21 protein-coding genes are annotated in these 25,790 nt (G+C 63.7%); 11 read left to right on the top strand and 10 right to left on the bottom strand.

Translation table 11 applies throughout. The features are described 5' to 3' along the window. Positions 1–128 precede the first annotated feature (128 nt). Together OKA05_RS09305 and OKA05_RS09300 are read right to left on the bottom strand one after the other, a co-directional pair. On the bottom strand, positions 129–1,742 hold the full coding sequence (locus OKA05_RS09305) for a solute symporter family protein (protein WP_264486857.1): 1,614 nt from the start codon (positions 1,740–1,742) through the stop codon (positions 129–131). 4 nt (positions 1,743–1,746) lie between these two features. After that, positions 1,747–2,070: a DUF485 domain-containing protein gene (locus tag OKA05_RS09300; protein WP_264486856.1), complete on the bottom strand. Its 324-nt coding sequence runs from the start codon at positions 2,068–2,070 to the stop codon at positions 1,747–1,749. Between the two features lie 174 nt (positions 2,071–2,244). Here OKA05_RS09300 and OKA05_RS09295 point away from each other — a divergent pair, with 174 nt between their 5' ends. Continuing rightward, positions 2,245–3,099, top strand: coding sequence for a histone deacetylase family protein (locus tag OKA05_RS09295; RefSeq protein WP_264486855.1), 855 nt, complete (start codon positions 2,245–2,247; stop codon positions 3,097–3,099). A gap of 87 nt (positions 3,100–3,186) precedes the next feature. Here the strand turns inward: OKA05_RS09295 and OKA05_RS09290 are convergent, their stop codons facing one another. The 5 genes from OKA05_RS09290 to OKA05_RS09270 form a co-directional block, all read right to left on the bottom strand. Next, positions 3,187–4,167 carry an ABC transporter ATP-binding protein gene (locus tag OKA05_RS09290; protein WP_264486854.1) on the bottom strand — a complete coding sequence of 327 codons (981 nt, stop codon included), beginning with the start codon at positions 4,165–4,167 and terminating at the stop codon, positions 3,187–3,189. Positions 4,168–4,250: 83 nt separating this feature from the next. After that, entirely contained in the window at positions 4,251–6,383 is a 2,133-nt protein-coding gene (locus OKA05_RS09285; protein ID WP_264486853.1) for a glycoside hydrolase domain-containing protein, read from the bottom strand. Positions 6,384–6,715: 332 nt separating this feature from the next. After that, a complete protein-coding gene (gene der, locus OKA05_RS09280) occupies positions 6,716–8,269 on the bottom strand; it encodes a ribosome biogenesis GTPase Der (protein ID WP_343226958.1) in 1,554 nt (517 codons plus the stop codon). Between the two features lie 138 nt (positions 8,270–8,407). Beyond that, positions 8,408–8,989 carry a CDP-diacylglycerol--glycerol-3-phosphate 3-phosphatidyltransferase gene (gene pgsA, locus OKA05_RS09275; protein ID WP_264486852.1) on the bottom strand — a complete coding sequence of 194 codons (582 nt, stop codon included), beginning with the start codon at positions 8,987–8,989 and terminating at the stop codon, positions 8,408–8,410. A gap of 58 nt (positions 8,990–9,047) precedes the next feature. Further along, complete coding sequence (locus OKA05_RS09270; RefSeq protein WP_264486851.1) at positions 9,048–9,437, bottom strand: DoxX family protein; 390 nt, start codon at positions 9,435–9,437, stop codon at positions 9,048–9,050. A 147-nt stretch (positions 9,438–9,584) separates the two neighbouring features. Between OKA05_RS09270 and OKA05_RS09265 the strand changes: the two genes are divergently transcribed. Beyond that, a complete protein-coding gene (locus OKA05_RS09265) occupies positions 9,585–10,352 on the top strand; it encodes an endonuclease/exonuclease/phosphatase family protein (protein WP_264486850.1) in 768 nt (255 codons plus the stop codon). A gap of 111 nt (positions 10,353–10,463) precedes the next feature. On the opposite strand, the gene OKA05_RS09260 is transcribed toward OKA05_RS09265, so the two are convergent. Continuing rightward, positions 10,464–11,540, bottom strand: coding sequence for a phosphate acyltransferase (locus OKA05_RS09260; protein WP_264486849.1), 1,077 nt, complete (start codon positions 11,538–11,540; stop codon positions 10,464–10,466). 88 nt (positions 11,541–11,628) lie between these two features. Between OKA05_RS09260 and OKA05_RS09255 the strand changes: the two genes are divergently transcribed. From OKA05_RS09255 to OKA05_RS09225, 7 genes are all read left to right on the top strand, one after another. After that, on the top strand, positions 11,629–12,426 hold the full coding sequence (locus OKA05_RS09255) for a histidinol-phosphatase HisJ family protein (RefSeq protein ID WP_264486848.1): 798 nt from the start codon (positions 11,629–11,631) through the stop codon (positions 12,424–12,426). A gap of 1,118 nt (positions 12,427–13,544) precedes the next feature. After that, entirely contained in the window at positions 13,545–14,651 is a 1,107-nt protein-coding gene (gene murG / locus OKA05_RS09250; RefSeq protein ID WP_264486847.1) for an undecaprenyldiphospho-muramoylpentapeptide beta-N-acetylglucosaminyltransferase, read from the top strand. Beyond that, the gene (murC, locus tag OKA05_RS09245) at positions 14,648–16,945 is read left to right on the top strand and encodes a UDP-N-acetylmuramate--L-alanine ligase (RefSeq protein ID WP_264486846.1); all 2,298 of its coding nucleotides are present in this window, start codon (positions 14,648–14,650) and stop codon (positions 16,943–16,945) included. Before murG ends, murC begins: the two co-directional genes overlap by 4 nt. A 2-nt stretch (positions 16,946–16,947) precedes the next feature. Beyond that, the gene (locus OKA05_RS09240) at positions 16,948–17,868 is read left to right on the top strand and encodes a D-alanine--D-alanine ligase (RefSeq protein WP_264486845.1); all 921 of its coding nucleotides are present in this window, start codon (positions 16,948–16,950) and stop codon (positions 17,866–17,868) included. A gap of 32 nt (positions 17,869–17,900) precedes the next feature. Next, positions 17,901–18,875 (top strand): cell division protein FtsQ/DivIB, encoded by a 975-nt coding sequence (locus OKA05_RS09235; RefSeq protein WP_264486844.1) that lies wholly within the window; start codon positions 17,901–17,903, stop codon positions 18,873–18,875. Positions 18,876–18,883: 8 nt separating this feature from the next. After that, complete coding sequence (gene ftsA / locus OKA05_RS09230) at positions 18,884–20,083, top strand: cell division protein FtsA (RefSeq protein ID WP_264486843.1); 1,200 nt, start codon at positions 18,884–18,886, stop codon at positions 20,081–20,083. Positions 20,084–20,116: 33 nt separating this feature from the next. Further along, the gene (locus OKA05_RS09225; protein WP_264486842.1) at positions 20,117–21,961 is read left to right on the top strand and encodes a cell division protein FtsZ; all 1,845 of its coding nucleotides are present in this window, start codon (positions 20,117–20,119) and stop codon (positions 21,959–21,961) included. Positions 21,962–22,371: 410 nt separating this feature from the next. Here the strand turns inward: OKA05_RS09225 and thrC are convergent, their stop codons facing one another. Beyond that, complete coding sequence (gene thrC / locus OKA05_RS09220; RefSeq protein ID WP_264486841.1) at positions 22,372–23,667, bottom strand: threonine synthase; 1,296 nt, start codon at positions 23,665–23,667, stop codon at positions 22,372–22,374. 136 nt (positions 23,668–23,803) lie between these two features. Here thrC and OKA05_RS09215 point away from each other — a divergent pair, with 136 nt between their 5' ends. Continuing rightward, positions 23,804–24,061, top strand: coding sequence for a type II toxin-antitoxin system prevent-host-death family antitoxin (locus OKA05_RS09215; RefSeq protein ID WP_264486840.1), 258 nt, complete (start codon positions 23,804–23,806; stop codon positions 24,059–24,061). Next, positions 24,049–24,363, top strand: coding sequence for a type II toxin-antitoxin system RelE/ParE family toxin (locus OKA05_RS09210; RefSeq protein WP_264486839.1), 315 nt, complete (start codon positions 24,049–24,051; stop codon positions 24,361–24,363). Before OKA05_RS09215 ends, OKA05_RS09210 begins: the two co-directional genes overlap by 13 nt. Before the next feature lie 284 nt (positions 24,364–24,647). Here the strand turns inward: OKA05_RS09210 and OKA05_RS09205 are convergent, their stop codons facing one another. Continuing rightward, a complete protein-coding gene (locus OKA05_RS09205) occupies positions 24,648–25,610 on the bottom strand; it encodes a homoserine kinase (RefSeq protein ID WP_264486838.1) in 963 nt (320 codons plus the stop codon). Positions 25,611–25,790 lie beyond the last annotated feature (180 nt).

The raw sequence follows: 25,790 nt of genomic DNA, 5'->3' as shown, positions 1-25,790 counted from the left end.
CACCGGCTACTGGCTGCGATCCCTCCGGGATCAAGAGTGCGTGGCAGTGGGAAGCGCGGTGCCCTACCTCAGTGACACTATCTACCAGTGCCCCAAGTCATTTCCCAGCGACCCGCCGGAGTTCCAGTTCAATGCCCGCTGCCTGCTTTTTCAGATCCGAGGCCGGTCTGGGCGCGGAAATTGAGCTCGGCGAACTTCGCTTCGGACTGGGGATCCGGCTTGGTGAGGATGGTGCCGAGCCATGCACCCAGGAAGCCGAGCGGGATGCTGACGATGCCCGGGTTTTCCAGCGGGAAGATGGCTCCGGCTTTGCCGAAGATGCCATTCGGGCTGAGCACGATCAGGATCACCGCCGAGGCAAGACCGGTGCCGAGGCCGGCGACGGCTCCGGAGGTATTGAAGCGTTTCCAGAAGATCGAGAACAGGATCACCGGCAGGTTCGCCGAGGCGGCCACGGCGAAGGCGAGGCCGACGAGGAAGGCGGCATTGGCCGTGGGGCCCATGTAGATGGCGATGGCGATGCTGACTGCCCCCACGAAGAACGCGGTGATGCGGGCGATGCGGACTTCCTGCCCCGCCTTTGCTTCCTTCCCGTGGTGGATGACATTCGTGTAGAAATCATGCGCGAAAGACGTGCTGGCACTCATCGTGAGGCCCGCAACTACGGCAAGGATCGTAGCAAAGGCGACGGCGCTGATGAAGGCGAAGAACAGCTCGCCGCCCAGGGCCTTCGCGAGGATGGGCGCGACCATGTTGGTGTTTTCCGCGCCCGATTCGGTGAGGATCGCCGCCTTCGGCAGGATGGTTGCGGCACCGAAGCCGAAGAAGGTGGTGAGGATGTAGAAGACGCCGATCACGCCGATCGCCCAGGCGACGCTGACGCGTGCGGTCTTGGCATCGGGCACGGTGTAGAAGCGCACCAGGATGTGGGGCAGGCCGGCCGTGCCGAGCACCAGCCCCAGTGCCAGCGAGATGAAATCGAGCGGCCCCCATGGATTCACGGCGGCTCCGAATTTCAGCCCGGGATCGAGCAGGTTTTTCGGCTCGGCAGTTCCCGCGTAGTCGGCGTGCGCCACGGCATGGAAGAACTTGGTCATGCTGTAGTCGTGCTGGCCCAGGACCAGCCAGCTCAGCGCGAAGGCCCCGCCCATCAGCAGCAGCGCCTTGATGATCTGGACCCAAGTGGTGGCGAGCATCCCGCCGAAGACGACGTAGACGAGCATCAGCACGCCGACGCCGACCACGGCGGGCGCGAATTCAACGTGGATGAGCTCCTTGATGATGACGCCGGAGCCGACCATCTGGGCGATCATGTAGATGGTGGACACCATCAGCGTGCTCAGCGAGGCCATCGCCCGCACCGGCCGCGGGCTCATGCGGTAGGCGAGCAGGTCCGCCATCGTGTATTTGCCGGCATTCCGCAGCGGCTCGGCGACGAGCAGTAGGACCGTTAGATAGGCGACCAGGAAGCCGACCGAATACATGAAGCCATCGTAGCCCTTGAAGGCGATCATGCCGGAGATGCCGAGGAAGCTGGCGGCGCTCATGTAGTCACCGGCGACGGCGAGGCCGTTTTGCCAGCCCTTGATCGAGCGGCCGGCGGCGAAGTAGCTCGCCGAGCCGGTCGCCTTGCGGGCACTGAAGTAGGTGATGACCAGCGTCAGCGCCACGAAGGCGAGGAACATTGCCAGCGCCGGGGTGAATTGGATGGCGGCGGCCATGGAAGAGATCGCGGAAAGCATCGGTTCAGGCGTTGTTCTTAGATTCGATCGAGGACAGCAGCGCGTGCTCCATGGCATCCCACTTGCGGGCGGTGCGCATGTAGAGCCAGGCCATCACGAAGGTCATCAGGAACTGCGAGAAGGCGAAGAGGTAGGCACCGTTCACCTGGCCGACGAGCGGGCGCTTCATCATCTCCGGGAAATAGCCGATGAGCACCGGCAGGGTCATGTAGTAGATCAGGAAAAAGATCGTCGCGGGGACGATGAAGCGCCGTTTGGCCGCCAGCAGCTCGTGAAAGGCGGGCAGCTTGGCGAGAGCTTCCCAGTCGGGTTGGGTCGGGTTTGCCATGGGATTCCCGAGGCCTAGCAGCCGGGGGAATGACTGTCAAAGAACCAACCGGGGGATGCCACAGGGAAAAACCATTGGGCAAGGGGCCGGGGGTGTGGTTGCGTGGCGGGAGCAATGCGCTGCTTTTACTCGCAGGACCTGGAACTGAAACTGCCGGCGGGACACCCGTTTCCGATGGAGAAGTTCCGTATTTCCAAGGACATGCTCCTTGAGGGCGGGGTTCTGCGGCCGGAGGAAATCGTGGAGGTGAAGGTCGCCGATTCCCATCTGCTCAAGGCTGTCCATGAGACCGCCTACATCGAGCAGATCTACTCGGGCCTGCTTGGCCGCAAGGAGCAGATCCAGCTTGGCCTGCCGGTCACGCCCGAATTGTACAAGCGCAGCGCGACCGAGGTGGAGGCGACCCGTCAGACCTGCCATGCGGCCTTGGCCGAAGGGGTGGCCGTTTGTCTTGCCGGGGGGACGCATCATGCCTTCCGCGAGCACGGGGAGGGGTATTGTGTTTTCAATGACGTCGCCATTGCCATCCGCGACCTGCAAAACAGGCAGCCGGGGATCAAGGTGATGGTGGTGGATACGGATGCGCATCAGGGTAATGGCACCGCTGCGATCCTTGGTGATGATCCGCGGGTCTTCACCTACTCGATCCACGTTGGCCGCAACTACCCGACGAAGAAGGTAGCGAGCACCATGGACGTGGAGACCGTGCGTTACGTGGAAGGTGAGATGTACCTCAAGCAGCTCTTCAGCTCACTCGCGGCGGCGCTGGATACGTTCGCGCCGGATCTGGTGATCTGGATCGCTGGTGCGGATAATCACAGCAATGACCGCTTCGGGCAGATGCATCTTTCGGTAAAGGACCTGCAGCGCCGCGATGAGGTGTTGCTGCGGGCCTTCATCCGCAACCGGGTGCCGGTGGCTGTTCTTTACGGGGGTGGCTACAATCGCCAGCCGGAGTTTACGGCGAAGATCCACCGCAACACCGTGGCCACGGCCAAGAAGCTCGCGGTGGAGTATCGCGGGTTGTGAGGCTGCTGGGGCGACGCGGAAGGAGAGGCGGTACGGTGAGGTGCTTTGGCGGGCCAGCGGCCCGCGCTCCCAGCAGGGCTGAAGCCCTTATTTCGTTGCCAGGCAGCCGGGGCAATCCTGTACGAAATGCGCGGCGCCGTGCTCCGCTAGCGCCGGGCGCTTGTCGGTGAGGCATAGCTCCGATTTCCCGATGGTATTGCGGGGGCGGAAGGCGCAGCCGGCGGGCGGGTTCGAGAGATCCGGCGGGAGGCCGGGGATGGTGTAGAGGTCCTCTCCCTTCTTGTGGATGGCCGGGATGCTCTTCAGCAGCGAGCGGGTGTAGGCGTGCAGGGGGCGTGAGAAGAGCTCTGCTTTCGGCGCACTTTCGACGATGCGTCCGGCATACATCACGTTCACCTCATCGCAGACCTCGGATACGACTGCGAGGTCGTGGGTGATGAAGATGACCGCGGTACCAAGCTCGCGCTGGCGGTCGCGGATCAGGTCGAGCACTTGCTTCTGCACGGTGACATCGAGCGCGGTGGTCGGCTCGTCGCAGATCAGCAGCTCGGGCCGCGTGATCAGGGCCATGGCGATCATCACGCGCTGGCGCATGCCGCCGGAGAATTCGTGCGGATAGGATTGGATGCGCTTCTCGGGATCGGGGATGCCGACTTCCGCGAGCGATTGGATGGCGCGGTTGAGCGCCTTGGTGCCCTTGATTCCCTCGTGGAGTTCCAGCGGTTCGGTCAATTGATCGGCGATCCGCATGTAGGGATTCAGCGAGGTCATCGGATCCTGGAAGATCATCGAGATGCGCTTGCCGCGGATCCCGCGGAGCTGGCGTTCGCTGGCTTTGAGCAGATCGATGCCGTCGAACATCGCCGTGCCGGCGTGGATGCGTCCCGGCGGCTGCGGGATCAGCCCGAGCAGCGAGTAGCAGGTGACCGACTTGCCCGATCCCGACTCACCGACGATGCCGAGCGTCTCGCCGGCACTGACCGAGAATGATACGTCTTCCACCGCGTGGACGATGCCATTGCGGGTGTGGAAGCGGGTGGTGAGGTTGCGGACGTCGAGAAGCGGCATGGGGTGCTGGGGAAATTCAAACCTCCGGAAGGAAGGATGACACGGATTTTCTCCGAAGCCGTTTCGGTGCCATTCTCAAGGGGTCACCGCGGGGTGATGATCCGGACCGCTTCCTCGATAGCGGCGTTGGCGCGCTGCACGTCGGCGGCGTGGATGCCGGATTTCCGGCCGCGTTCCCAAGTGAAGTCCTTGAGGATGGTGTCGATTTTGGCGAGGGCGGCTTGCTGGGCGGAGGCAGGGGATTTGCCGGCCCATTCGCGGAGAAGGCGGAGCTTCTCGAAGTCTTCCATGCCATCCCGCATGCGCTCGAAGCGGACGGAACTGCGATTGCCGGGGTAGACGAGGAAGCAATCGCCGGAGGGCCACGAGGTGAAGTCGGTGGACTTCAGAGGGTCTTCCACCCACGAGTTGAAAGCCCAGCGGAGGAGGCCATCGAAGCCCTGCGCGTAGGCGAAGAGTCCGAGCCACTCGGATTCGGCGGGCGGGGAGAAGGTGAAGGAATTCGGCACGGGCGGACTCGTGCAAACATAGTAGGTCGTCTTCTTCCCTGCCTCGCGACGTGCGGCCAAGGATGTCGCATCGAATTCCCCGGAGGTCTGGATGCTGGGGGAAACGTCCTGCACCGCGCGGGTGATTTCGCTGGGGTGGTTGATGGCGGAGGCGATCTCCAATTCCGGGGCGTGCTTCTCCAAGGTGGCGATGGCACCGCGCATGAGCGCATCCGGGCGCTCGTCCATGCCGATGAGGGTGCGCTCCAGCCAGCCCTTCGCGCGGAGGTGGGCGGTGAAGTCCTTCAGGAAACGGCCCCAGTGTTCGTCGTATTCCGGCGTGCCGGGCTTCAGTCCGCCATCCACGGTCGCTTGCTTCGCCTCGTCGTAGTAGCGGAATTTCAGCGACCACGGGATCATGGTGTAGCAGTGGATGCGGGCGTCCTTCATCCCCACGTCGGTGCTCATGAAGGTGACCCACTTGTCGAAGGCGGAGTAGTCGTAGGACCAGGTGCCGTCCTTTTTCTTCGTCCACCCCACCATCGCGGGGAAGGCATCGTAGGTCTGGCCGCCCCAAGCCTCGTGGATGAGGGTGGTGGTGATGGTCTTTTGCCCGGCATCGGCGAGGCGCTTCATCAGCGGTTTCATCAGTGCGAAGTGCTCTGGCGACCACGCCGGGACATCATGCCAGCGCGCGACGGATTCCGGATGCTGCCAGAGATCGAGGTGCACTTTCCAATCGGCAGGCTTCGGGATCGCCGCGGGGAGAACCTCGACCGCCAGTGGAAAAGCGAGCGTGCCGGTGTTGCTGCGGACCGTCACGGCACCTTTGTAGAGTCCGGGTTTCGCATCGACCGGGACTTGGACGGAGAGCCAGATCGGGCGGTTGGTACCAGCGGCGAGAGGTAGGCTTTCCGCGGTATCGAGGATGTCACCTTGCGGCTTTCCATCGGCGAGGGTGTAGCGGATGAAGTTCGATGTCACCGGTAGCTGGCCGGGGCCGCGAAGGACGGCGGGCTCCACGTGCAGGTGCTCCTGAGCGGAACCGGCGGACACGACGATCTGGCTGCTCACGCGCTCGCCGCGCCAGGCGGTCAGCTTCAAGCCGGATGCTGCGGGAGAAAGCTCCACCTTGCCCGATGGGGGATAGCGGAGGTCCACGGTTCCGAAGCCACCTGTTAGGCCGGTGTCAGGCTGGGTCGCGTAGCCCTCGATTTCGACGAGATGGCCGCCATTGGCCGCGCCCTTCGAGTTCTTGAGGAAGGTGGTGCGGACGTAGCGCACTTGCTGGGGATCGAACGAGAAGAGATCGCCCTCAGGAGAGGCGGTGATCGAGTTGGCAGTCTTGTCTCCGAGTGTTTTCCAAGCGGTGCCATCGAGGGAGCCTTCGACCTTGTATTGATACACCCGCCCATCGCCCCAGTAGGGATAGGTCCGGATTGCTGAGATCGATTTCGGTGCGCCGAGGTCGATCTGGTGCCAGACCGGGAGATTCTCGCAGGCCCAGTGGTCGTCCGCTTGCTTGATGCCATTGACCGCGTGGTCGGCGGTCTGCTTCGACCACTCGCCGCTGGCGGTGACCTTCGCCTTCAGGAACAGATTTGGCTGCGCGCTCTCCGCCTTGGCCACGATGGCGGGCTCATAGGAAGGATGACGCGCCGGTGCCGCTTGGACGGGGATAAGGCCGGGAAGACTGAAAAGCGTCAGTAAAAGCGTGGATTTGGTCATGAAGGTGACGTGAGCGGACGCGGTTAACGGAGCAGGTTCGCTCCGTCTTTCAAGCTCCATCCGCCTTCGTTGATCCTCCAACTGCCTCGCCGCGGGGATTACCACTTCTCCGGCTCCCGCAGCAACGTCTGATACTAATCCCGGGGAGGGCCGTTCCATGGAAGCGTCGGAGCCGTTCCGGGAAGCAGCCGTCTGACGCATGAGGCGTCACGTTGTGACGCGGTGGTCTCCAGCATTCCACCCGGCACTTCGTGCCGGTCTATTATAAGCCGTCCCGTTGGGACGAAGAACACGTCGCCCCGATGCGACGGTATTTGTTTGGCTCCGCCCGCTTACTTCTTCCTTCGTCCGGGAGGTCCCCCGGAGGGTCTTCTACCAGCGGGCTTATTGCCGGCGGGTTTCTTGGTGGCAGGCTTGCCAGAGGGTTTGCCGGCGGATTTGCCAGAGGGCTTCCTGCTGACGGGCTTCTTACCGACGGGCTGTTTGCCGGGGCGGCCGGTGCCGGGGTCACGGTCTTCCCACTCCCGGCGGTCGCGGGAGCGGATCGAGAAGACGATGGGCACACCTGCTACTGGATTGAACTCGCGCAGGCGGTTCGAGAGATACTGCTCGTAGCTGGTGGGCATCAGCGACTTGTCATTCACGAAGAGGACGAAGGTCGGCACCGGGATGACGCTGTATTTCTCCTCCACCGCGGCGGTGGCGTAGTAGAGCTTCAGGCGCTTGGCGGACCTGCGGTCAGTCGGCGGCGGATTGATCTGGAAGGCATCCTGCAGCATGCGGTTGAGCTTGCCGGTGCTCGGGACTTTCTGTGCGCCCTTGCGGATCTTGAGCACTTCCTTCAGCACCTGATCGACCGCCTGGCCGCTCTTCGCGGAGACGGCGACGAAGGGGGCGTAGGCGAGGAAGAACAGCTCGCGCTTCACGTGCTCGGTGGCTTCTTCCATGCGGGCGCTCTTGGAGGCGCCGGGGTGGTAGAGGTCGAACTTGTTCAGGACGATCAGGCAGGGCTTGTTTTCCTCGAGCACCTTCTGGGCGATCTTGCGATCCTGGGCGCTGACCCCGGCGGCGAGGTCCACCACGAGGATGCAGAGATCGGCGCGACGGATGGCGCGCTCCGAGCGCATCGCGGAGAAAACTTCCACCGAGGTGTCCTGCTTCGAGCGCGGGCGGAGGCCGGCGGTATCGATGAGCGTGAACCTCTCCCCGGCGAATTCGCAGGGCAGGTCGATCGCATCGCGGGTGGTGCCGGCGATCTCGGAAACGATGGTGCGCTGGTCCTGGAGGATGGCATTCACCAGCGAGGACTTGCCGGCGTTCGGCTTGCCGATGATCGCCAGCTTGATGCCGGCGACTTCCGCTTCCGCGACGGCTTGCTCGATCTCCCCGGCGAGGGGCTTCATGAACTCGTCGATCTTCTCGGTGAGGAACTGCATGCCCTTGCCGTGCTCCGCGGAGACGCGGACGGCATCGCCGAAGCCGAGGCGGCTGAATTCATCGGCGTGCTTGGTGTGCTTGTCATCGTCCACCTTGTTGACGACCAGCATCACCGGCGGCTTGGCCTTGCGCAGCTTCGCGCCGAGGTCGAGGTCCACGGGGGTCAGGCCGCTCTGGGCGTCCACGACGAAAAGGATCAGATCCGCCGTCTGCATCGCGATGTCCGCCTCGATGGTCACGGCTTCGGCGAAGCCGTCTTCCAGCGTGCCGCCGATGCCGCCGGTATCGATGAGGGTGCAGGGAATTTCCGTGGCCATGCACGGCGCGGAGATGCGATCCCGCGTCACTCCGGGCTGGTCGTGGACGATCGCGATCTTCCGCTTGGCGAGGCGATTGAAGAGCGCGGACTTCCCGACATTCGGGCGGCCGACGATGGCGACGGTGGGCATGCGACGGGCTTTAGGGCAGCAATTCGCTCGCGGCAAGGGCTTTGCGGGGAGGGATCGACAACGAAACGAGCGAAATGGGCGAAAAAAGGAACGTGGCTGCTCCTTTCGGTGGTTTCGTCGGTTTCGTTGTTCCTCCTATCAAGTCGCCGCTCGCTGCCGGATCTGGCGGGAGGCTTCCAGATAGTAGTTTACTGCCGACCACAAGGTGAACACCGCGGCGAGAATGCATGGATAGAGCGGCGGGAGCACGTTCACCTTCAGCATCACCCAGCCGATCGCGATCATTTGGGTGACGGTGCAGACCTTTCCGGTCCAGTGCGGTGAGTAGTGGACCTCGTGGGCCGCCCGTTTCACCAGGATGATCCCGAGGCCGATCAGCAAGTCCCGCGTGATCACCAGGTACGCGAACCACGGCGGCATCCGCCAGTCTCCCGCGCCCCACGGGAAGGCGCTGAGGAAGATGATCGCGGTGATCAGGAGAAACTTGTCCGCAAGGGGGTCGATGAAGGCGCCGAACTTCGACTTCTGGTTGAAGCGCCGCGCGACCCAGCCGTCCACGCCATCGGTGGCGGAGGCGAAGATGAACAGCGCCAGCGCCGTCCAGCGCAGGTGCTCCTGCGGCGCGCCGTGGGCGACGCTCATGCCGTAGCGCGCCACGTACACGGCAAACACCGGCACCAGGGCGATGCGGCCGAGCGTGATCTTGCTGGCGAGGGTCATCCGCCGCTACTTTGGCACGTGCGGCACGTTTTTGCGAACCGGATCGTCTTCGTGCGTCTCACGGCAGATCGCCGGGCACCTTGGGGTCGGAGCGGTTGGCTTCGGTCCACGAGAGCAGGAAGAGGCCGCCGATGATGGAGACATTCTTCAGGAAGTGGAGGAGCTGCGCGTGCATCTCGGCACCACCATGATTCCAGAACTGGTGGGCGACGAAGGCATCCACCACCAGGAGCACGCCTAACAGCAGCGACAGCCGGCCCGCTTGCCAGCCAGCCATGATCGCGATGCCTGCCAGCACTTCGAAGATCGAAAAGAGAACGCCTGCGACACCCGGCGGATTCCGGCCGGTCAACACGCCGGCCTTTTCTAACAGACGCTCGGTGCCAAGGCCGACAAACACGCTGGCGATCAGCATGCGCGCCACCACATAAGGAATCGGTTGCTTCATGGGAAGGGGAGAGAGGCCGGAAGATATCCCGGCCGATGTGATAGAAAAGCATTCCGCGGGTTCTTAGGCAAACTTGCTTTCTCGGGATGTTTCGAGGTTTTGTCGCGGAATCGATTCAAATGCCGATTTTCCTGCGTATCCGGGCCAATGATCACGACTCTTCGGGTGGCCCTGCTGCTGGCTCTTTCGTCCATCCCTCTTCTCGCAGAGCCTGCCGGAGAAATCCGTGTGATGTCATGGAACCTCCATCACGGGGTGGGGGAGGACGAGAAGCTGGACTTGGAGCGGATCGCAGCGCGGATCCGCGAGCAGAAGCCCGACCTCGTGGTGCTCCAGGAGGTGGACAACAAATGCCGCCGCAGCAAATCGGTCGATCAGGCGGCGGAGCTGGCGAAACTGACCGGGCTAACAGGGGCCTTCGGCAAGGCGATGGACCACGACGGCGGCGAATACGGCCAGGCAGTTCTTTCCAAGCATCCGCTCGGAGAAACCAAGGTTCACCGGCTGCCCGGCGATGGCGAACCGCGCATAGCCTTCGAGGCGGTGGTGGATTTCAAGGGGAAGCCGCTGCGGTTGGTGAGCGTGCATTTGGATCATCAACAGGATGCGCGGCGGCTGAAGCAGGCGGAGACGTTGGTGAAGGAATTGGCGGCTTCCAAGGATCCGCTGATTCTGGCCGGCGACTTCAATGACGTGCCGGACTCGCCGGCGATGAAGGCTTTTGGCGACGGGTGGACGGCGGTGGAGAAGAGCGAACCTCGCCTGACTTGTCCCGCGGCCGAGCCGAAGGTGGAGATCGACCATGTGTTTTTGCGCGGCTTGAAAGCGGCGTCGCCGGTGACGGTGCTGCCGGAAGCGGTGGCCTCGGATCACCGGCCGCTGGTTTGGACGGTGAAGTTTGGGGAGGGCTCCTGAATCCGTATTGTGGCGCGGTGGTGACACCGCGGAAGTCGCTGGCCACGCTGGCATTCAGGGACCATTCCGCGTTGTCACCAACGCGCCTACGGAAGACCTTTAGCCCCCTCCTCAGACTTCCCCGTCTGGATAGAGCTGGTGATACTTGATCGCCTCCACGCCGACGGCGGCGGCGGTGCCGAAGATGGTTTCGACGCTGGCGGTCCGTGGCACTTGGGCGCAGGGCCGGGCGAGGCCGGCGAGGATCTGGCCGTAGTTCAGCGCTCCGGCGCAGTGCTGGAGCAGCTTCAGGGAAATGTGGGCGGCGTCGAGGTTCGGGAAGATCAGCACGTCGGCCGGTTCGCGGTGCGGCGCATCGGGCAGCTTGATTTCCGAGGCAGTCGGATCGAGCGCCACGTCGGCCTGGATTTCGCCGGTGATATTGAAGTCGAGGTAGGCTTCCTTGGCCTTGTCGATCGCCAGCGCGGCAGCGGCGGCCATCTTGCGGGCGTCCTCGGTGCCGGCGGAGCCTTTGGTCGAGTGGCTGAGCAGCGCGATGTGGGGCTCGCGGCCGAGGAAGTGCTTGGCGAGCTTGCCGGTCTCGATGGTAATCGCGGCGAGTTGGTCGACCGTCGGCTGGGGAAGCAGGCCGCAGTCTGCCAAGAAAAGGATGCCGTCCTTGCCGAAGTGCTGCAGGTGCGGTGCGACCAGCACCATCATGCCGAACATCTTCGGCACCGTTGGCAGCGGCTGGATGGTGTGGATGAGCGCGCGGAAAAGCGTGGCGGGCAGCGACTTGTTGCCGCCGACGAGGGCGTCCGCCTGGCCATACTGGATCATCATCGCGCCGAAGTAGTGCGGGCGGGATACCACGTCGGCCGGGTCGGCGGCGGTGTTGTTCCGGTAGCGCTCGACCTTGGCGAAGCGTTGGCAGAAAAGCCCGAGGTCGGACGATTTCGCGGGCTCGATGACGTTGGTGAATTTCAGGCTGATGCGGTTGTCGGCCGCCATCGCGCGGATCTTGTCGCGCGACCCGAGCAGCACGGGCACGGCGGCCTCCGCGGCCACGAGGCGCTCGGCGGCGTGCAGCACCCGCAGGTCCTCGCCCTCGGTGAAAACGATTCGCTTCGGGTGGCTCCGGAGCTTTGCGATCAGGTAGTCGGTGAACGGATTGCCCTCGGCGACGGGGCTGGAAAGGTCTTGGCTCATCGGAAATCCCGGCGGTGCTTGCGTGTGAGCGGCACTTTAGTATCCCTAACGAAAGTCAAGCAACCCGAATCCCTGCGACATTTCCGACGTGCCGGCCGATTATCACACTCACACCCCGCTTTGCCGCCATGCGGAGGGAGAACCGGAGCAATACATCGCCGCCGCGCTCGCCGCGGGATTGACCGAATACGGGATCTCCGATCACGCGCCGGCCCGGCCGGAACCTTTCGACGACTGGAGGATGCTGGAGACCGAGCTGCCGGCTTACTTCGAGTGGATCGACCGCGCCCGCGCCGTCGCCGGGGTGATGCCGGTGCGCGCCGGGATGGAATGCGACTGGCTGGCCGGCTGCGAGGGCTGGATCGAGGAACTCGCCGGGCGGTACCCGTGGGACTACCTGATCGGCTCGGTCCACTATCTCGGCGTCTGGGATTTCGACAACCCGAAGTGGCTCGGCCGCTGGGCGGAAGCGGATGTCGAGGCGGTCTGGGGCAGTTATTGGGAAACCTACGCGGCGATGGCCGAGAGCGGGCTGTTCGACATCCTCGGTCACCCGGATCTCATCAAGAAATTCTCCCACCGGCCGCCGGGTGACTTGGCGCGCTTTTATGAGCCGGCGATTGAGGCGATTGCGGCCGCGGGCGGGGTGATCGAGTTGAATACCGCGGGGTGGCACAAGCCGTGTGCCGAGGCTTATCCGCACCCGCAGTTTCTGGAGTTGGCGTGTCAGGCGGGGGTGCCGCTGGTGATTTCCTCCGATGCCCATGCGCCTAGTGACGTGGCGCGGGATTTTGGAAAGGCGATCGAGTGGGCGAAGTCGGCTGGCTACGTGGAGACGCAGCTTTTTGAGCGGCGGGCGCGGCGGGCGGAGCGGTTGCCGGAGTGAGAGAGGGCGTGTGTCCCCGGTGACCCTCTTCGTCCCAACGGGACGGTTCATAGTAGCCCGGCACGCATTGCCGGGAAACTCCGTCAAGGACTTGGTCTCCCAACGGGAGACCTTATGCGGGGTGCGGCGGTTTGACCCAAAGGTCCCGCCGATGGGCTGGCCCCGTATTTGTCCGACGCAGAGCGCCATCCGACGGAGGTCCGGAGCCGGGCCGGGAATGCAGCCGTTTGAAGCATGAGGCGTCACGTTGTGACTCGATCCGCTCGTCCGCCTTACTTGGCACTTCGTGCCAGGCTTTTATGAGCCGTCCCGTTGGGACGGAGAGGGCGTCGCCTTGAAGGAGGGAGCCGGGTGCCAGGATGCCTCTGGCACGGGAAAGAGGGGGTGTTGTGTGAGGGGGATAGCGGCGGCGGGGGCCTGCTTTGGTTGGGAGAGCAAGCCGCCCGGCGGATCGGGGGAATTGACCCGCCGGGCGGCTGACAACACACACTAACACACACACTGTCGGGGGAAATCTTCCGGCTTGTTCTCTGGGGGGAAGCAAGCCGGCTTTCTCGGACGAACCGGCCTTGGGATCGGGGGAATTCCCACGGTCGGTTCGTCTGACGCCTGAGTCTCTGGTCGGGGGGAACCTTCGCTTCAGGTTGTTCGCTGGGAACGGCGTGATCCAACACTCAATGCCTCGTCTCGACAAGGCCTTTCGTGGTACGTGATCACGTAGCAGGATATATGTTTCCCTTTTTCGGATTTTCAGGTTTGAGGGTGATTTGGTTCTGTAAAGTATTGAAAATCAGTCCAAATGCGAATTTGGTAAGGATATGTTAACAATCTAATTTGCGGTGATTTCGAGTCGTAGGTATGGTGGTTCAATGGAATTTCACCACATGGGTGTCAAAATCGGACTCGTTCGGATTCATTCGGGCGATTCTGGCTCTTTGACACAATTCGGGAGTCTTGGTTGATGCGGGTGCGACCGGAGCGAATTCCGGGGTCAGTGGGGCAGCTTGCCAAAAGCTTGTCGGCGGCCGTTTTGGCGATTGCCTTGATAATCAAGAAATGTTGCATTCTTTGCCGTGGCCGCGCGGCACCTTGGCCGGGGGTCTCGGGACACCGGATTTATGGAGCATTCAGGCGGGAAAACGTCGTTGGTAATCGCGTGCGGCGGCACGGGAGGTCATCTTTTCCCCGGATTGGCGGTGGCGGAAGAATGGACGGGTCGCGGCCGGGAGGTGCTGCTGCTGGTCTCCGAGAAGAAGATCGACCAGGAAGCGCGCCGGAAATACCCGCAGTACCGGTTTGAAACGGTCCCCGCGATCGGCAAGCCGGCGACCTTTTCGCCGAAGATGCTGCCCTTCCTGTGGAAGCTCTGGCGCACGACCGGTCGCTGCGGCTCCTTGCTGAAGGAGTTCAAGGCCGACGCCGTGCTCGGCATGGGAGGCTTCACCTCGTTGCCACCCTGCTGGGCGGCGAAGCGGGCCGGTCTTCCGGCCTTCGTGCACGACTCGAATGCACTCCCCGGCAAGGCGAACCGGCTGACAGCGAAATTTTGCCGCAAGGTCTTCATCGGGATGGAGCCGGCGCGGAGCTTTTTCCCGGGCAAGGATGTGGTTCCGACCGGCACGCCGGTGCGCGCGGAAATGCGGACCCTGCCAAGCCGGGCCGAAGCGGCGGCGAAGTTCGGGCTCGATCCGTCGCGGCCGACGCTGATGGTTACCGGCGGCAGCCAAGGTGCGCGGCGCTTGAATTCGCTGGTAGCGATGGCGTTCGGCGATTTTCCGAAAGGCACGCAGGTCCTGCACATCGCCGGGCCGCTGGACCAGCCACGGGTCGAGGAAGAAGCGGCCGGTCGCGATGGCTACCGCGTGGTGGGCTTCTGCGATGACATGCCGTCGGCATATGCGGTTTCAGACGCCGTGCTGTCGCGCTCCGGGGCCTCGAGCATGACCGAATTGTCCTTTCTCGGGCTGCCCTCGATCCTGGTGCCGTTTCCCTACGCCGCGGACGATCACCAGACCCGCAATGCGGAAGTTTTTGAAAAAGCCGGCGCCGCGTTTTTGGAGCCCGAAGGTGCGCTCGATGCTGCGAAATTGGCCGCGAGGGTCACCACGCTGATGAGCGACTTGCAAACCCGCGACCGCATGGCACAAGCGGCCCGTTCGCTCGCCGTGCCCGACGCTGCCGCGCGGGTCTGCGATGCGATCGAAGCGACCCTTTCCCGGAAATGAACGACCTGAGCCCCAAGCTGACCGACCGCGACCACCCGCTGCGCATCCACCTGATCGGGGTGGCTGGCTCGGGCATGAGTGGCCTGGCGCTGCTGCTGATGGGCATGGGCCACCGCGTCAGCGGCTCAGACCGCGTGACCTCGGGGGAAACCGAGCGCATGCAAAAGCTCGGGCTGGTCTTCTCGTCGCCCCACACCGCGGAAGCCGTGCAAGGCGCGGACGTGGTCGTTTACTCCTCGGCCATCCGTCCCGAGAACCCGGCCTACGCCGCGGCGAAAGCGGCTGAAGTTCCGGTGATCCGCCGCGCCGAGTGCCTCGCGGGTATCCTGCACACGCGGAAAGGCATCGTGGTCTCCGGCACCCACGGCAAGACCACCACCTCATCGATGGTCGCCCACGCGTTGCGCGAGGGTGGGCTGCAACCGAGCCACTATGTCGGCGCGGAAATCCCGGTGCTCGGCGCAAACGCCCGCTGGTCGGAAGACGGCGAGTGGATGGTGGCGGAAGGGGATGAAAGCGATGGCACGCTCGCGCTCTACCATCCCACCTGCTCGATCATCCTCAACATCGAGGCCGAGCATCTCGATCACTACAAGGACCTTGAGGAGATCAAGGCGGTCTTCGCTACGCTGGTCAGCCAGACCACGGGGCCGGTGGTGTATTGCAAGGAGTGCGCGGTGGCCACGGAAGTTGCGACGAAGTCCGACCAAGCCGTCAGCTACGGCTGGTCCGGTGCGGATTATACCGCCGCGGAAATCCGCGAGCTGCGCGGAGCTACGGCATTTACCGTAGTTCGCAACGGCGAGATTTTGGGCGATGTCGAACTCGGTATCCCCGGCCGTCACAACGTGCTCAATGCGCTCGCCGCGATCGCCACCGCCGACAAGCTCGGCGCGGATTTCCGGCTGGTGTCTCGTGCGCTGAATACCTTTGCGGGTGCCAAGCGCCGCTTCGAAACGAAGTATCTCTCGCAGCGCCTGCGGATCGTCGATGACTATGGCCACCACCCGACTGAGCTGGCGGCCACGCTGCAGACGGCGCGCTCGTTGAAGCCCGGCCGCGTGGTCGTGCTCTTCCAGCCGCACCGTTACACGCGGACGCAGGCCTTGGCTGATGACTTCGGCAAGGTGCTGCAAGCCGCCGACAAGGTCTTCGTCACCGATGTCTATCCCGCCAGCGAGTTGCCGATTCCCGGCGTGACTGGCGCGACGATCGTCGATGCGGCGAAGCGCCAGGGAGATGGCGATGTGGTCTCGCTGCCGTGTCTTGCCACCGCGCACCATGTGGTTGGCAATTTCCTCGAGCCCGGCGATCTGCTGATCACGCTCGGCGCGGGCAACGTCCATGAGGCCGGCACGCGGATCGCGAACGACCTCAAGGTGCTGGAGGAAATCCTGCGCCTCGCCCCGCGCGACGAGATCGATGCCAAGCTCTACGAACCGATGCGCCGCCATACCACGATGCTGGTCGGGGGCCCGGCGCAGTTCTGGATCGAGCCGCATAGCTTCGAGGCGTTTGCGGCGGTGGTGAATCATTGCCGCGAGCGGGGGATCGCGTTGCGCGTCGTGGGCCGCGGTTCGAATCTGCTGGTTCGCGATGGTGGCATCCGCGGCGCGGTGGTGCATCCCAGCGGTGGCGTCTTTTCCGAGTGCCGCGCCGAGGACGGCAAGGTCATCGCCGGGGCGGGCGTGCGCTTGAAGAAGGTGGCCAGCGTTGCGCAGGCCGCGGGTATCGGCGGCTTCGAGTGGATGGAAGGCATCCCCGGCAATGTCGGCGGGGCCTTGCGCATGAATGCCGGCGCGATGGGCACCGAGACTTTCGATCAGGTCGTGAGCGTCATCTTCCTCGATGAGGATGGAGAGATCCGCGTCCGCTCCCGCGATGAGATCGTGGCGAACTACCGAGATGTGCCCGAACTGCGCCGCAACTTCGCCTTGCAAGCCGTCTTCGAAGGCAAGCCCGATACTGCCGAGGCGATCCAAGGCCGTTGGGATGCGTCGCGCTCGAAGCGCCGCGCTTCTCAACCGGTGGCGGCAAGCGCCGGCTGCATCTTCAAGAACCCCGCCGAAACGCCCGCCGGCAAGCTGGTGGACGAGCTTGGCCTGAAAGGTTGCAACGAGGGCAAGGCCCGCGTTTCCGACGTGCATGGGAATTTCATCGTCAATGGCGGCGGCGCGACGGCAAGCGAAGTGCTTGCAGTCATCGAGCGCATCAAGGCCGTCGCCCGCGAATCCCGCGGCATTGAACTGGAGACCGAGGTGAAAGTCCTCGGCGCCGACGAATTCACCTTCTGAATATGATCGCGAAAGATCTTCTCATCGCCGTCCTGATGGGCGGCCCCGGCTCTGAACGCGAGGTTTCGCTCGCGTCCGGCAAGGCCGTGCTCAAGGCGCTACAAGCGGCCGGCTACAACGCGGTCGCGGTAGATGTCGCGGGCGCGGATTTCGAGCTGCCCGCCGGCTCCGGCCTCGCCTACAACGTGATCCACGGGACCTTCGGCGAGGATGGCCAGCTCCAGCAAATCCTGGAGGACAAGGGCGTGCCCTACACCGGCGCGGGTGTCACCAGCAGCCGCATCGCCTTCGACAAGAATCTCGCCAAGGAGAAGTTCCTCGCCGCGGGCGTGCCGACGCCGGCCTCCGAGATCGTCGATGTGTCGAATGGCCCCAAGCTGCCGACCATCCCGGTGCCATTCGTGGTGAAGCCGCCGCGCGAAGGATCGAGCGTCGGCGTGACGATCGTGAAGGAGGCCTCCGAGGCGATGGCCGCCATGGAGACCGCCGCGAAGTATGGCAATGACATCCTCGTCGAAGCCTTTGTCGAAGGGAAGGAACTCACCGTGGGCATCCTCGACGACACCGCCATGCCGATTGTCCACATCGCTCCGCGCGATGGCTTCTACGACATGGCCAACAAGTATCCATGGCTGAGCGGCGGGGTGGGCAGCGATTACTACTGCCCGGCCGATCTGGATGCGGAGACGACCCGCCGCGTGCTGGAAGCCGCGCTCGCCGGCCACCGTTCGCTGGGCATTGAAGTTTACTCGCGCGTCGATGTCCTGCTCGATGCGGCTGGCAATCCCTTCGTGCTCGAAGCCAACACCATCCCAGGCATGACGGAAACGAGCCTGCTGCCGAAGTCCGCCGCTGCCCATGGAATCGATTTCACCGCGCTTTGCCTCAAAATTGCGGAGCTTTCGTTGGCCTTGCGTGCCTGAAACCTGAACACTGGACCCCCACCCACCTCACCATGTTCATCAAGCGCCGTACCTCCCGCGTCCAACATCGCCGCCAAGTGATCGAGCTTCAGGCGAAGGTCGTTTCGCCGCGCATCGTCTGGTTCAGCGTCTTGAAGAGCTGCCGCAAGATGGTGCGGTTTGTCGTGATCCTCGCCTTCCTCGGCGGGACGGTGTGGGGCGTGAAGTACGGCATCCGTCGTGGATTGCTGGAGAACGAGGAGTTCCGGCTGCAGGCGATCGAGCTGACGCCGAACCCCGCGATTGACGAACGTCGGCTCGTCCAGGTGGCCGGCATTGATTTGAATGGCAGCCTTTTCGACTGCGATGTCGCCGTGATCGAGTCGAAGTTGCAGGCATTGCCCGAGATTGCCTATGCGAAGGTCCGCCGCGAATTCCCGGGCACGCTGATCGTTGACGCCGCGGCCCGGGAGCCGCGCGCATGGATATCCTCTCCGTCGCACGGCATTCCCGCGCGCGATCCGCAGCAGGGATTGGTCGTCAATCGGAGCGGTTTCGCTTTCCACTGCCCGCCTGCCCTGCTCGACAAGGCGGCCGGATTGCCGGTGCTCCAGCTTGGCGAAGGTGGCGAGATGCCAGTTGCCGGGAAGCAGGTGGTGCATCCCGAATTCGACCGCCTGATGCGTCTCTATCAGGTCGCCTGCACTGAGATCGAGGGTGCGGACCAGTGGATCGACACGCTCCGGCAAAGCCGCACGTGGTCGCTGGAGCTGGTTTCCCATGACGGGACCACCGCTTCCTTCGGCCTCGGCGATCACGAACGGCAGATGGGCGACCTGCGCTCCGCGTTGGAACACGCCCGCACTCAGGACCAGCAGATCGCGTCGATCGAACTCATCCCCGAGCGCAATATCCCGGTCATTCTCCGCGGGGAGGGCACGCCGCGTGCCATTTTGATCGACGAACCTGCGCCAGTCGCCACACCTGACCGCCGCTCGCGCGACTTGCAGAATCTCCTCAATCGCTGAATCACCCCATGCCTCGCTCGAAGATCCACGTCGGCCTTGAAATCGGCACCAGCAAGATCTGCATGGTGGTCGGAGAGGTGAAGTCGGACGGCTCCGTGAAAATCCTCGGGGTCGGCCAGTCGAAGTCCGTGGGCGTGCGCAAGGGCGAGATCTACGACTTCCCGCAGGTCCGCGCCTGCCTCAAGGATGCACTGGTGAAAGCCGAGGATGCCAGCGATGTCGAAATCGGCAGCGTCTATCTCTCGGTCACCGGTGCGCATATCCATGGGGTGAACAACCGCGGCAGCTTCCGCCTGCCCGATGACGAATCGGTCATCGCCCAGGCCCACGTCCAGGAGGCGAAGGAAATCGCCCGTGCCGTGGCGATCCCGGCGGACCACGTTTACCTCCACCACATCATCCGCCGCTTCGGCGTCGATGGCTTCGAGCACGCGACCTCGCCGGTCGGGCTTTCCGGCAAGACGGTGGATGCCGACTTCCACGTGATCCACGGGATCCGCTCGCGGATCGAGAACCAGATCAAGTGCGTCCGCGAGATGCCGCTGGACATCGATGACCTGGTCTTCGCTCCCATCGCCTCGGCCCAGGTCGCGCTCGACCGCGAGTCGAAGGAGCGCGGCGCGCTGGTCATCGATGTGGGCGGTGGTACGACGGACTACGTACTTTATCTCGACGGTGCGATCGAGGCGTCCGGCTGCATCCCGGTCGGCGGCGATCACATCACGAATGACATCCACCTCGTCACCGGCCTCGCCTTCTCAAAGGCCGAGATGCTCAAGGTCCGCGAGGGCGACGCTTCCGCTGACCCGGCTCGCTCGGTGGGCGTCATCAAGGTCTCGGACGACAAGGGCTTCGCCGAGGCGGAGGTGAAGCGCCAGCTTCTCAATGACATCATCCGCCAGCGCATGGAGGAAACGCTGAAGCTGCTGCTGCGCCGCCTGCCTGACGGGGCGATGGAGCGAGTAGGCACCGGCGTCTTCCTGTCCGGTGGCAGCAGCCTGATGCGCGGCTTCGGCGAGCTGGCGCACGATATTTTCAAGCGCGACATCTACCGTCCCGAGCCGCCGGAACTCAGCGGTGTGCAAGCGAATTTCAAGGACCCCCAGTTCACCACCGCGATCGGCCTGATCCGCTATGCACAGATCATCGAGGCCGAACGTGAACCGAAGCGCGGCTTCCTGCGCCGCCTCTGGCCCTTCTCAAAATAAACATACCCCGGCGGCGCGGCCGCCATCCCTGACATGATCGAATTCCCACGCGACCCCCAGAACACCATCCCATCGTCCTCCGTGAAAATCGTCGGCCTCGGCGGTGCCGGGACCAACATGCTCGACCGGGTCGTCCTCGACGGCATGGACGGCGCGGAGATGCTGGCGGTGAACACCGACATTCGCACGCTGTCCGGCTCGGTCGCCCGCGAGCGCATCCAGCTCGGCCGCAATCTGACCAAGGGCCTCGGCTGCGGCGGCGACCCGGAGCTCGGCCAGCAGGCAATCCTGGAAGCCGAAAGCGAGATCCGTGCCGCGCTGAAGGGCCGCAAGATCGTGTTCCTCTGCGTGGGCCTTGGCGGTGGCACGGGCTCCGGTGCCGCGCCCATCATCTGCCGCATCGCGCGGGAAGAAGGGGCGTTTGTCGTCGTCTTCGCCACGATGCCGTTCAGCTTTGAAGGTCGCCGTCGCCGCGATCAGGCGGATACCTCGCTCAACGAGTTGGCCGTGCTTTCGAATGCGCTGGTTACTTTCGACAATACCCGCATGGGCGATCTCGTGCTGGCGAAGCAAGGAATCCACGAAGCCTTCGCCGCCGCCGACCGGATGATCTCGGAGAGCATCAAGGCGGTGATCCGCCTGGTGATCCGCCCGGGTCTGATCAACGTGGGCCTCGACGACCTGATGACCGCGCTGCGCACCACGCGCTCGCGCTGTCTCTTCGGCTCGGGCATCGCCAGCGGCAAGGACCGCGCCCAGAAGGCGCTGCGCAATGCGCTCAACAGCCCGCTGCTCGACCAAGGGGCTTTGCTGCGCGATGCCGAGAGCGTGCTTGTCCACCTCTGCGGTGGTCAGGATCTAACGCTCTATGAAATCGAGCTGCTGATGCAGAGCCTCTCGAAGCACGTCCCGGACAAAGCACACGTGCTTTTCGGCGCGGCCGTCGATCCGACCATGGGCGAGAGCCTGAGCATCACGATGGTCAGCTCGCTGCCCGAGGATCGTCTGCATGCGACCCGCACTTCACCGATGGAGAGGCCTGCGCTGTTAGAGCCGACCGTTGGCTTCTCCATGGATGAACCCGAAGAGGAGGAAGAGGAGGAAGAGGAACCGGTCGCAGTCGCCGTGGCCCCGCCGCCGCCGGTTCGTGAACCCGTCCGTGAGGCGGTCCGTGCTCCTGAACCGGTCCGTGCTCCTGAACCGGTGCGTGCGCCCGAGCCGGCACCGGTGCCGGTGAAGAAGAGCGCGCCTCCCGCCTCCGTCGCCAAGGCAATCGCCGCGGCCAGCTTGTTCGAGGAGACCAAGCCGGTGGTGGCTGAATTTACGACCAAGCCGAAGCCTGCTCCTGCCCCGCCGGTGGAAGAGGCCACGCCGTTTGCCGAGCCTGAGCCATCGCCCTTTACCATCGATGCCAGTCCTGCAGCAGAACGCGCCGATAGCGACGACTTCGCCGGCAAGGTGGAGGAGATGGTGAATTACAAGTCCGTGGCGGAGCCTGCGGTGGAAGACGAATTCCCCGAGATGCCGGAGATGGAAGATGCACCAGAAGAGGAGTCGCCCGCCTTCTTCACCATCGAGGACGAAGAGCCTGCGGCTCCGGAGGAAGAACCCGAGGCCGAACCGGTCGTTCTTACCAAGGATGAGAAGCCGGTGGTCCTTCCCGGCGTTTTCGATGATCTCGACGATGTCTTCGCCGGCATGGAAGACCCCTCGGCCCCGGAGAAGCCGGTCGTGCCCGTGAAGGCTCGGGCCGGTGGCAAGGGACAGCCCGAGCTCAGCTTCGAAGGCGGCCCGCGTGGGAAGTTTGAGGGTGCATCGCCGAGTCTCTTTGAAGGGGAAGATCTCGATGTGCCGGCGTTCTTGAGGAAGAAGCGGTGAGTTGAATGGAAAGGGCTCTCGTTCCGACGGGACGTTCTTCGTCCCAACGGGACGATTCATAAAAGCCCGGCACGAAGTGCCGGGTCAGGCAAGGCAGTGGCTTGGTCTCCCCACGGGAGACTTCATGCGGGGTGGTGCGGTCTTATCGCAAAACTTCCGCGCGTCGGGGACGGTGCCGTGTTTGTCCGACGCAGAGCGCCATTCGATGGTTGCTCGGATCCGGGCCGGGAATGCAGCTGTTAGACGCATGAGGCGTCACGTTGTGACGCGTTGGTCGCGGGCGTTTTTGCCTGGCACTTCGTGCCAGGCTATTATGAGCCGTCCCGTTGGGACGAAGAATGAGCTGCCCTGTTGGGACGGGAAATAGAGCCTGCTGAACGGCTGTGTTCCAAAGCGGAAGGATCAGCGGTTCAGCGGTTCAGCCAGTCCTTGAAGCTGCCTTCGTCGGCGGGGAGTTGCACCGCGACTTTTTCGCGGTCGGCGAGGATGGCGAGGCGTTCGGGGATCTCGACGGAACCCTTGCCGATCTCCTGCTCCATCACGTCGAGGAACTTCGAAGGATGCGCGGTCTCCAGCGTGATCGTGGCATTGCCGGGGTTCGCGGAGCGCCACTTGCGGGCGGCGAGCCAGCCGACCGCGCCGTGTGGGTCGATCTCGTAGTTATAGAGCGACTTCACCTCGCGGATCGCCGCGCGGGTCTGGTCGTCGGTGAAGGAGGTGCCCTCGATCTTCCCGCGCATCGCTTCCCATGAACTGCCGAAGAGCGCTTGCATGCGGGCGAAGTTCGATGGCGCGCCGACGTCCATGGCGTTCGAGATCGTCGCGGTGCTCGACCGCGGCTGGTAGTTGCCGCTCTTGAGATAGGCGGGGACCACGTCGTTGGCGTTGGTGGCCGCGATGAATTTCTTCACCGGCAGGCCGAGCTGCATGGCGAGCAGACCGGCGGTGAGATTGCCGAAGTTGCCGGACGGGATGACGAACACCGGCTCGACTCCTTCCGGAAGCTGGCGAGCACTATGGATGTAGTAGAAGCTCTGCGGAACGAGGCGCGCGAGATTGATCGAGTTCGCCGAGGTCAGGTTGAGGCGCTCGGAGAGTTCGCGGTCGAGGAAGGCGGACTTCACAAGGCGCTGGCAGTCATCGAAGGTGCCGTCGATCTCCAGTGCGGTGACGTTGCCGCCGAGCGCGGTGAGTTGCTTCTCCTGCAGGCCCGAGACCTTGCCCTTCGGATAAAGGATGATGACGCGCGTGCCGGGGACCTGGTGGAAGGCCGAGGCGACAGCACCACCGGTGTCGCCGGAGGTGGCGACGAGGACTGTGAGCTCGCGGTTGTCACCTCGGACCAGCCAGCCCATCAGGCGGGCCATGAAGCGCGCGCCGAAGTCCTTGAAGGCGAGCGTCGGGCCGTGGAAGAGCTCGAGGATGTGATCGCCGGGAGCGAGCGGGACTACCGGGGCATCGAAGGCCAGCGTGCCCTCGACGATTTCCTTCAGCGCCGCGGCCGGCACGTCCTCATGGAAGAATGCATGTGCCACCGCGTAGCCGATTTCCTGGAAGGTCAGCTCGCGCCAGATCGCCCAGAATTCCGGCCCCAGCACCGGCAACGTGTCCGGCATGTAGAGGCCATTGTCCGGCGGCAGGGAGCGGAGGATCGCTTCCTTCAGGTCCACCCGGTGGGCGGGATTGTTGGTCGAGTGGTAGAGCATCGAAGTTCCAAGTAAGAAGTTCCAAGTGCCAAGGGCGTGCCCGCCGGAAGGCTTCGGAATGGCGGGGACGGAGTCGATGAGAAATCCCGACAACCGGCGAATTGACTGCCTCGGAGTATCACTTTAGTGTCACTTCATGAGGAGCGAATTGGTCACAACCTTGAAGCGCCGGGCGACGGAGATCATCGATGGGTTGGCTGAGCATCAGGAGCCCGTGTTGATCACCCAACACGGCTTGCCGGCAGCCTATCTGGTGGGTGTCGAGACCTTCTCCCGCATGCAAAAGAAACTGGAGATTCTTGAAGGGGTTGCTCGTGGAGAGAAGTCCATCCTAGAAGGCCGGGTAGTTCCTCATCAGGACGCGAAGCGGAGGATGGCGCGATGGCTCGAGTGATTTGGACCGAACCGGCGCTCGAAGACCTCGACGAGATTGCCGACTACATCTCGCTCGATGATCCTGCGGCTGCGAAGCGTTTGGTGAGACGGGTTTTCGAGCGGGTGGATCACCTGGAGACCTGTCCGGAGATGGGATCCTGTCCCATGGAACTCCGGGGCACGGAATACCGGCATTTGGTCATTCCGCCACTGCGCATCTTCTACCGCGTGGCAGGAGAACTTGTTTTCATGGTCTATGTGATGCGAACTGAGCGGCTTTTCCGACGCGATGATCTGAGCGGGCGAGATCGCGAGGAGTAATTCATCCGACGCGATGTCCTACGTGAGCTTGTCTACGGTCCAAGCTCAGTGCCGGGTCCTTTTGGAGGATACTGTCTTGGTTGGAGAGCCATGTCCGGAGGATGTCGCATGCCCGCTCACGAAGTTCCGCAAGGCTTTCACGGCCGCGTCGTGCTGCGCCCATGCCTGCTCGGAGCTGCGCCGCGGCATGTTCAAGCGAGCTTGACGCATTTCTTCGCATCGATCCTTCGGCATGTGGGAATGGTGGTCGAGAGGCAGGGCTTTGCCAGCCCGAATCCACCGTGTTACTTCGTCTTCTTCTCATTCACCACGTGCACGCCGTGGGGATTGATCTTCGAGACGTAGATCTGGTTGCCGAGCGGGATGGCGGAGAAGACCTTGGAGATGGCGTCGCCGACTTTCTTCGCGGTTTCCTCGCCTTCGCACAGGGCGAAGACGCTGGGGCCGGCGCCGGAGATCGAGAAGCCGAGTGCTCCGGCGGCGAGGGCGGCGCGCTTGGCCTTGTAGAATTCGGGGATGAGCTTCTGGCGGCGGGGCTCGGCGATGACGTCGTGGATCGAGCGGGAAATCAGGCCGTAGTCTTCCTGGATGATGCCGCAGAGCAGGCCGCCGAGGTTGCCGATCTGCTGGGTGGCATTCACCAGCGGGATGTCCTTTGGCAGGATCTCGCGGGCGACCTTGGTGAGCACCTCGATGTCCGGGTGGACGACGGCGGCCCAGAGATTCTTCGGGGCGGGGAGCTGGGCGACGTCGAGCTCGTCATTGCTGCGGATGAAGACGATGCCACCGAGCAGGCAGGGGCCGACGTTGTCCGCGTGCCAGGCACCGTCCGCGGAGGCCTCGCCGGCCATGGCGAAGGGCAGGAGTTGCTTCTTGGAAAGCGGTTCGCCGATGAGGTAGTTCACCGCGTAGGCACCGGCGACGGCGGAGGCGGCGGAGGAACCGAGGCCGGAGCCGAAGGGCATCTTCTTGTGGATCTCCATCTCGATGCCGCGATCGGTCATGCCGAGGTGGCGGAGCAGGTCGAGCGCGGCCACGCCGGCGGTGTTTTTCTCAGGATTCTTCGGCAGCTTGCCCTCGTCGCCGGTGATGGCGGTGATGTGGAGGCCGGGCTTGTCGCAGTGGCGGACGACGATCTCGTCCCCGGGGGCGTCGATGGCGAATCCGAGCACGTCGTAGCCGCAGGCGACATTGGCAACGGTGGCGGGCGCGAAAACGCGGACTTCCTGGATGGCTTCCTTCAGCATGAGCGCGGGGGAGGTAGCAGCCGGCGCCCGGAAGGGCGAGGGCGAATCGGGTCAGCAGCAAAGTGCCGGGAAAAGACAGGAGAAGTGCCGGGTGATCGGTGATCAGTGATCGGTGGAAATCCAAAATGCCCCGCAAAGGATGTCTTTCCACTGATCACCGATCACTGATCACCCGGCACT

Origin of the sequence: Luteolibacter arcticus, from assembly GCF_025950235.1 — a bacterium.
Taxonomy (GTDB): domain Bacteria; phylum Verrucomicrobiota; class Verrucomicrobiia; order Verrucomicrobiales; family Akkermansiaceae; genus Haloferula; species Haloferula arctica.
Note: the sequence above shows the minus strand (reverse complement) of the source record. Positions and strands in the feature narration are given on the sequence as shown.